Annotated in this window: 6 protein-coding genes and 2 CRISPR repeat arrays; of the genes, 5 read left to right on the top strand and 1 reads right to left on the bottom strand. The window is 44.6% G+C overall.

Annotation, left to right across the window (positions count from 1 at the left end):
- The first annotated feature begins 517 nt into the window (after positions 1-517).
- The 5 genes from RYL88_RS10455 to RYL88_RS10435 all read left to right on the top strand — a co-directional run bounded on the left by RYL88_RS10455 (position 518) and on the right by RYL88_RS10435 (position 5,997).
- Positions 518-772: a hypothetical protein gene (locus RYL88_RS10455; protein ID WP_314991118.1), complete on the top strand. Its 255-nt coding sequence runs from the start codon at positions 518-520 to the stop codon at positions 770-772.
- A gap of 16 nt (positions 773-788) precedes the next feature.
- Positions 789-1,526 carry a hydroxymethylpyrimidine/phosphomethylpyrimidine kinase gene (locus RYL88_RS10450; protein WP_314991117.1) on the top strand — a complete coding sequence of 246 codons (738 nt, stop codon included), beginning with the start codon at positions 789-791 and terminating at the stop codon, positions 1,524-1,526.
- A 75-nt stretch (positions 1,527-1,601) separates the two neighbouring features.
- Positions 1,602-2,189, top strand: coding sequence for a hypothetical protein (locus RYL88_RS10445; RefSeq protein ID WP_314991115.1), 588 nt, complete (start codon positions 1,602-1,604; stop codon positions 2,187-2,189).
- Positions 2,190-3,036: 847 nt separating this feature from the next.
- Positions 3,037-3,929: direct repeats of the CRISPR family, unit length 30 nt; unit sequence GTGTAAATTTACCCCGTTGGGGTTTGAAAC.
- Positions 3,930-4,344: 415 nt separating this feature from the next.
- Positions 4,345-4,893 carry an NAD(P)H-dependent oxidoreductase gene (locus RYL88_RS10440; protein WP_185898457.1) on the top strand — a complete coding sequence of 183 codons (549 nt, stop codon included), beginning with the start codon at positions 4,345-4,347 and terminating at the stop codon, positions 4,891-4,893.
- 417 nt (positions 4,894-5,310) lie between these two features.
- A complete protein-coding gene (locus tag RYL88_RS10435; protein ID WP_314991113.1) occupies positions 5,311-5,997 on the top strand; it encodes an MqnA/MqnD/SBP family protein in 687 nt (228 codons plus the stop codon).
- A 6-nt stretch (positions 5,998-6,003) separates the two neighbouring features.
- On the opposite strand, the gene RYL88_RS10430 is transcribed toward RYL88_RS10435, so the two are convergent.
- A complete protein-coding gene (locus RYL88_RS10430) occupies positions 6,004-6,222 on the bottom strand; it encodes a hypothetical protein (RefSeq protein WP_314991111.1) in 219 nt (72 codons plus the stop codon).
- 406 nt (positions 6,223-6,628) lie between these two features.
- Positions 6,629-6,855: a CRISPR direct-repeat array (repeat unit 30 nt; unit sequence GTGTAAATTTACCCCGTTGGGGTTTGAAAC).

Genomic DNA, 6,855 nt, shown 5'->3' with positions numbered 1-6,855 from the left:
TAAAGCATATCGTTTTTGGCTCAAGGCAAGTCGGTCAAATTTTTCCATCAACTTTAAAATACGATACGGCTCATTTTATTGGAACATCGCTTCATGATTGTTTTGCTTTTTATTACATCTAAAACTCTACTTTTCTTCACTCGTAGCTATTTTTAAAAACAACAAACATGGTGAAGCAAGGCAGAATACGCCATTTTAAACAAAGCAAGAAAATCTCTTTTTTAATTTCGTTGCAGCCGTTACTGTTGCCTGGCTTGAAAAATATCTCTTTAAGTTTAGATATATTTAGCATAAACATCCATTTAATTTGCGGTAGCAAGGCAAGTCCGTAGTATCTGCGCTTAGCTTTATTAATAAGATGCCTTCTATTTGATAAAAACTCATTTTAAAATTTTTAACTTATTTTAGTCTGTATTTTAAAAGCATTTTGAAGCTATTTAGGAGTAAAGGATATCCGCTTTTTAAGAAATTATCCACTATAATCTTACGATACGAAAATAAATCTCGAAAGTCTATAGTGGCAAAAAATAATCTTTTAAAAGGCGCGAATAACTTAAATTTTAAAAATGCGAGCGACTCTGATATCTCTGTTTCGTCTCTTGATTTTTTGGACGATAGCGCCGTTATCGACATTAGACCTCGTATTGATAAAGGCGGGGCGGAAAAACTACTCGGGTCAGGCGATATGTTGGTAAAAATTAATGGCGATATAACTCATATTTTCTCGCCGCTCTTAAATCCCGAAGACATAAAACAAATTTTAAAAATTTAAAAATAAAAGGCAAAAAATGAAAAAAATCCTCATCATCGCAGGCTCATGCAGCAACGGCGGCGCGGGACTGCAAGCCGATATCAAGGCTTGCGCGCACTTTGGCTGTTATAGCGCAACCGCGGTCACGGCGCTAACGGCCGAAAATACCGACAAGATTAAAAATATCGTCTCGCTAGAGCCGTCCTTTATCGCCGATCAGCTTGAGATGCTCTCGGCCGAGTTTAGCTTTGATGCCGTCAAGATCGGCATGCTCTTTAACGAGCCTATCATGGACGTCGTGCAGAGCTTTTTAGAAAAAAACTCCGCTCCCGTGGTGCTAGATCCCGTCTGCGTCTCGAAAATGGGGCACAAACTCATCAAGGATAGCGCTATTAAGCGGCTAAAAGAGCTGATGAAATTTGCCGCCGTCACGACGCCGAACCTGCGCGAAGCGGACGTACTTTTCGGCGATGATTTTACGAATCTGCCGTGCGACGTGATCGTGAAAAAGCACATCGTCGCAGGCAAAAGCATCGACACGCTCTACCGCAAGGACGGCAGCGTGCAAAACTTTGAGACGTCGCTAGCCGATCCGCTGGTTATCATCGGCGCAGGCTGCACGTTTTCTAGCTCGCTAGCCTGCCTGCTCGCTCGTGGCGAGAGTCTAGAAAGCGCCGTCCAGCAAGCCAAAGAATATATTTATAACGCCATAATCACCGGCATCGACACGAATCTAGGCGTGAGAAAACTGCTAAATCACGGGGTTAAATTTTAAATTTAGAGTGCTTGACGCCGTAAATTATACTAAGGATAAAAGAATTTGCGAGGATTTATGAGCATAAGCCGCAAAGTGTCTTTTATTATTTTTCTAATCGCGGCGACGGCCATCTACTTAAATTTATACGACGGACGGGAGCTGGCGCTAAACTACGAAAAAAATCGTATCGAGATTTTAGCATTGCGCGATTTTGCGTGCGAGATTAGGCCTCGCGGAGTTTGGTTTGACCTGCGCTTGGACGGTGCCCGGGTTGAGACGCTTAGCGCCGTGAATGCCGATAAAAATCAAACCGCTAGCTTCATCCACGTAGATGAGCGAACGAGCGTGCAGGAGCCTCTGCGGATACTGGGCTGGGGCGAGCAGACTTTCGGCGAGCTAAAAACCAAACTAAAAAGCGCAAACGTCATAGGCGTAAGAATCTGGGGCAACGAGGCGTTTGGAGGCGAGCGCAAGACGACAATTTATTATCGGAGTGATGGCTTTGGGGGTACTTATTACGAGATTTTTGACGACGCTTCGGACGAGATACTGCGAGGCGACAAGGAAGCGGGCTGCGACGATAGATTTCATTCAGACGGCGTAGCTTTGATTTATGACGGTGGGGCGACTGTGGATTTTATGTGCGTAAATAAAGACGGCAAAAATATAAAGCGTAGATAAAAATCTAAATTTTGAGATTTGCGCTTTAAATTTAGGTTTGGTTTGGCGGCTAAATTTGGTCCTAAACAAGGAGAGATAAATTTGCGGGTGGTTTTGCCGTTTTACGCGGTCTGACTTATTCTTAGGCTAGCTCTTTTGGCGCGGGTTTATAAAAATGACTCGGCATTATGTTTTAGTCAGTTTTTAAAGTTTATTAATTCTAATTATATTTAGAAAATATAGCGAGGCTTTGGATGCAACAAGTAAACAAAATCTATAGAAAAACTAAACAGTTAAAACCCTGCAAATTAGATACCTTTAGTCGTCTTCGTTTGTAAAAGCTGGCTTTAAGCGAAGTTTTAGTATTTTTACCGACTTTTGCTTATTTTTGCTTTGGGGCGGCGCTTTATTGCTCCAGTTTAGTGTGTGTCTTACTTAGATGCTCTGCGCTAGCGCTGGCTCAAGAGGATTTATGCTTCGTTTAACACTAGCCCTATAAATATAAATTTCTCTCGCCGGCTATAAAAGCCCGCGTCCGTATTTTATACTCGTCGCAAGCGAAAATTGGTTAGAACTACCGTGCTTGTTTCAGTATTTTTATTTATTTTTATTGTTTATCTTATTTTTAGTATCGCAGCTTTTAATATAAATTTCATTTATTTTATGTTGATTATGAAGATTTTTACTTTTGCGGCTTGTTTTTGCTTGTATATCTTTGCTTGCTACGGCGATAAAGCTTTTTGTAAGTTTCGCAAATGGCGATATACTCGCGTTTTAGATTTTTTGAGCGGTTAAATTTAGGCTATTTTAAGGCCTAAAAATATAAACTTTTATCACGAATAGCCCTAAATATGAGTGTTTTGGTGCTGTGTAAATTTACCCCGTTGGGGTTTGAAACTTCGATAGAAACGGCATTTGAGGCGTTTTGAGATCGTGTAAATTTACCCCGTTGGGGTTTGAAACAAGCCTATATATAATTAACCATCAAGCCAACCTTCTGTGTAAATTTACCCCGTTGGGGTTTGAAACTCCTTAATATCTTTTAAGTTCGTTTCCGAGATCACGAGGTGTAAATTTACCCCGTTGGGGTTTGAAACAGCGTAATAGTAAGAAAAACCGGGCGCTGATCGTAAAGTGTAAATTTACCCCGTTGGGGTTTGAAACAGAAAAACATCGTAAAAAAAGAGCTAAAAGACAATGTGTAAATTTACCCCGTTGGGGTTTGAAACAATAGATCGTGCCGATCGTGCGCTTGTATCTATCCTGTGTAAATTTACCCCGTTGGGGTTTGAAACATCTAAACCCTAGCCCGTAAAGCGGGGCAAAGTTGTGGGTGTAAATTTACCCCGTTGGGGTTTGAAACAATAGATCGTGCCGATCGTGCGCTTGTATCTATCCTTGGTGTAAATTTACCCCGTTGGGGTTTGAAACTGCTTTGAGAGCCGGGCAAATTCTTAGACGGCTTAGTGTAAATTTACCCCGTTGGGGTTTGAAACATAAAATTAAAACTTCGCATATAAGCTTTTTGCTTTTGTGTAAATTTACCCCGTTGGGGTTTGAAACTTTGCTCGATATCGATACTAGACGAACCCGTAATTTTGGTGTAAATTTACCCCGTTGGGGTTTGAAACAAGTTTTGAATGCTCTTGATATCAGGTTGGTTCAGGTGTAAATTTACCCCGTTGGGGTTTGAAACATGATCGAGGACGGGCTAAATTTCATAGCCTTTTCGTGTAAATTTACCTTGTTGGGGGGGGGTAAACACCCCGCCAAAAATCAATTTCATACGCTAATGGGCATTTAAATGTTGCCCATTTTTGGTTTTCGGGCAGATTTAAATCGACGAGCAAATAGACGCGCGGCAGACTGCACCGCCTCTAGCGATGATTTTACGCGTTTAAGCCCGCTTGCTAGGGCTAAATTTAGCTTTGCTTGCAGGGGCTAGTTTTCGCGCCTGCCTTAATCCCTTTTTATGCTTTTGATGATATAATTTCTCAAAAATAAGACTTTTGCGATTTGGAGCGAAAATTTAGGCTTTGGATCAAATTTAGCGCGATTTTGGCGGATGAGTTCGAGTTTGAAACCGCGTCGCAGCGAGCTTGATTTGCGCAGGTAAGCTTAAATTTAACGCCCCAAAATCGCAAACGCTCTAAAATTTATCAAAAAAGGAGCCAAAATGAAAACGCTAGTAGTTTTATCCCATCCAAATTTCGCCGCTTCTCGCCTAAACAAGGCGCTGGCAAACGCCGCCAAAAGCGCAGGCGCCGAGGTTCGCCACCTAGAGGGACTATACGGCACCGACGCCCTTAAAATCGACGTTGCGGCAGAGCAGGAGGCGTTTTTACGCGCCGATCGCATCGTGTTTTTGTTCCCAATGATGGGCTTTAACGTGCCGTCGATGCTAAAGGCATATATCGACTACGTGCTTAGCCGCGGCTTCGCCTACGGGCAGGGCGCGAAGATCGCGGGCAAACAGCTGCAAATCGCCGTGAGCACGGGCGGCGGCCTAGGCGAATACTCCAAGCACGGCGCGATCAAATTTAGCCTAAACGAGATTTTGCTGCCGCTTCAGTGCTGCGCGGACTTTTGCGAGCTCGTTTACGGGCGCATTTTTGCTAGCTGCGGCGTGGAGCCGGGCGTGCCCGATAGCGCGATAGAGGCGCATGCGGCGAGATTTACGAAGCTCTTAAACGACGAGCTTGAAGAGCACGAGTATCAAATTTAACGAAGCAAAATAGCGCGTCCTTGAGCTAAAATTAGCACCGCTAGCGGCGATTTCCTGCGCGGAGTCGCCGCTTTTCAAATTTAGCATTAAAAGATAGCTTCGGAACTCAAGCTAGGTGGCAAGCTCGGCGCGTTTTGGCAGTTTTTCATTGCCGCATTTTGGAAATGAGCTTTCTGAGTGACCGAGACCCGCACCTTTTTGGTGCTTTGCTTTGGAGCGGGCGCATTTTGCGGCATACTTGCGAGGCTTGGTTAAATTTGCGCTATCGTAGCAAGGCCCGCAAGCCGCGTTTTTTTGACGCGGGCTATGATTTGGATTTTACGAAAATTGATTTTTATAGATTTGGATTTGGTTTTAAATTTAGCTCGTTTCGCCGCATTTTAAAACGGCGCAAATCCTTATAAATTCGGAGTTTTTATGATTTTTGGCAAGATTGATTATCTAAATTTGCTTCCCTTTCACGTATTTTTAAAGCGCTCACGCCTAAGCTCGCAGGATAAAAAAATCATCGAATTTAAAAAAGGGGTGCCTAGCAAACTAAACCGCGATCTGTGCTGCCGCAGGATCGACGCCGCCGTGATCTCGAGCATCGAAAGCCGCAAAAAACACTACAAAAAGGTGAGCCTGGGCATCGTAGCTAAGGGTGACGTTAAAAGCGTGCTCGTGCGAAAGGGCACCGCCGCGCGCCCGGATCCCGCGTCTGCGAGCTCAAACGCGCTAGCCGGCGTGCTGGGGCTTGAGGGCGAGGTACTCATCGGCGACCGCGCGCTAAAGGTGTATCTGCGGGAGGGCGAGGATGCGTTTTACGATCTGGGGCGGGCGTGGCGCGAGCAGACGGGGTTGCCGTTTGTTTTCGGGCGATTTTCCTGCGTGAAGGGGTGCGGCGCGTATGAGCGGCTGGCGCGCGAGTTTTTGCTAGCAAATGTCAAAATCCCAAACTACATCCTCGCGAAATACGCCCAAACTAGGGGCATCAGCGCGGATGATATCAAATGGTATCTCAAATTTATCAGCTACGAAATCGGCGCGAAAGAGCAAAAAGCGCTGCGGATATTTTTCAAAGAAGTGCGAAAAAACGGGCGAACGGCGAAGCTTCTGGCATAGCAAATCTTAAATTTCTAGCTTAAGCGCCGTTTGGGCTTGTGCCTTTGCAGTGCCGATAATGCGCTCTAGCGCTAAATTTACTTCGCGCGCTGCCCAAAAAGTATTTAGCGAGCAAGGCGGTAAATTTTCACTAAAAGCAAATCCGCAAGCAATCGGCTCGGTTTTTGACTCGCCCGACATGCAAACGGCAAAGACGAGTTTGGTTGCAGCGGCCCTAGTAGCCAAGATCGCTTAAGATGCGACGCTAAAGGTATGCTTGGCCGCTGCCGGCTCTTTTTTTACGGTGCCGTTTTGCTTGTGCTAAAGGCGGCTCGGTCGCGACGCCGCGTAGTCTTGGATTTTGCAGCCTTTGTAAATGATGCGCGTGCATCAAAGGCGCAGCGATCTTGACTGCTAGAGACAACGGCGCCTAAGTCCGCCTAAAAACCATCGTAATGTCTTTTGCGTCCCATGTTTACCTATTTTTGCTTGTATATCTTTGCCCGCTACGGCGATAAAGCTTCTTGTAAGTTTCGCAAATGGCGATATACTCGCGTTCTAGATTTTTTGAGCGGTTAAATTTAGGCTATTTTAAGGCCTAAAAATATAAACTTTTATCACGAATAGCCCTAAATATGAGTGTTTTGGTGCTGTGTAAATTTACCCCGTTGGGGTTTGAAACCGTCGCGGCGATGTTTTGGTGCTTTCAGGTATCAGTGTAAATTTACCCCGTTGGGGTTTGAAACCGTTTTCGCGGATCTTTGAGGCCATAGAGGCTAGGTGTAAATTTACCCCGTTGGGGTTTGAAACACCGTAGGGTTCAAATATTGTTTGGATTTTCGGATTGTGTAATTTTACCCCGTTGGGGTTTGAAACGGT

It is taken from the genome of uncultured Campylobacter sp. (genome assembly GCF_963517995.1).
Lineage (GTDB): Bacteria > Campylobacterota > Campylobacteria > Campylobacterales > Campylobacteraceae > Campylobacter_A.
This window is presented reverse-complemented; position numbering and strand designations above follow the sequence as displayed.

Excerpts from the sequence above, each read along its gene's own strand:
- RYL88_RS10450 (WP_314991117.1), top strand. The coding sequence starts at position 789 with ATGAAAAAAATCCTCATCATCGCAGGCTCATGCAGCAACGGCGGCGCG.
- RYL88_RS10440 (WP_185898457.1), top strand. The coding sequence starts at position 4,345 with ATGAAAACGCTAGTAGTTTTATCCCATCCAAATTTCGCCGCTTCTCGC.
- RYL88_RS10435 (WP_314991113.1), top strand. The coding sequence starts at position 5,311 with ATGATTTTTGGCAAGATTGATTATCTAAATTTGCTTCCCTTTCACGTA.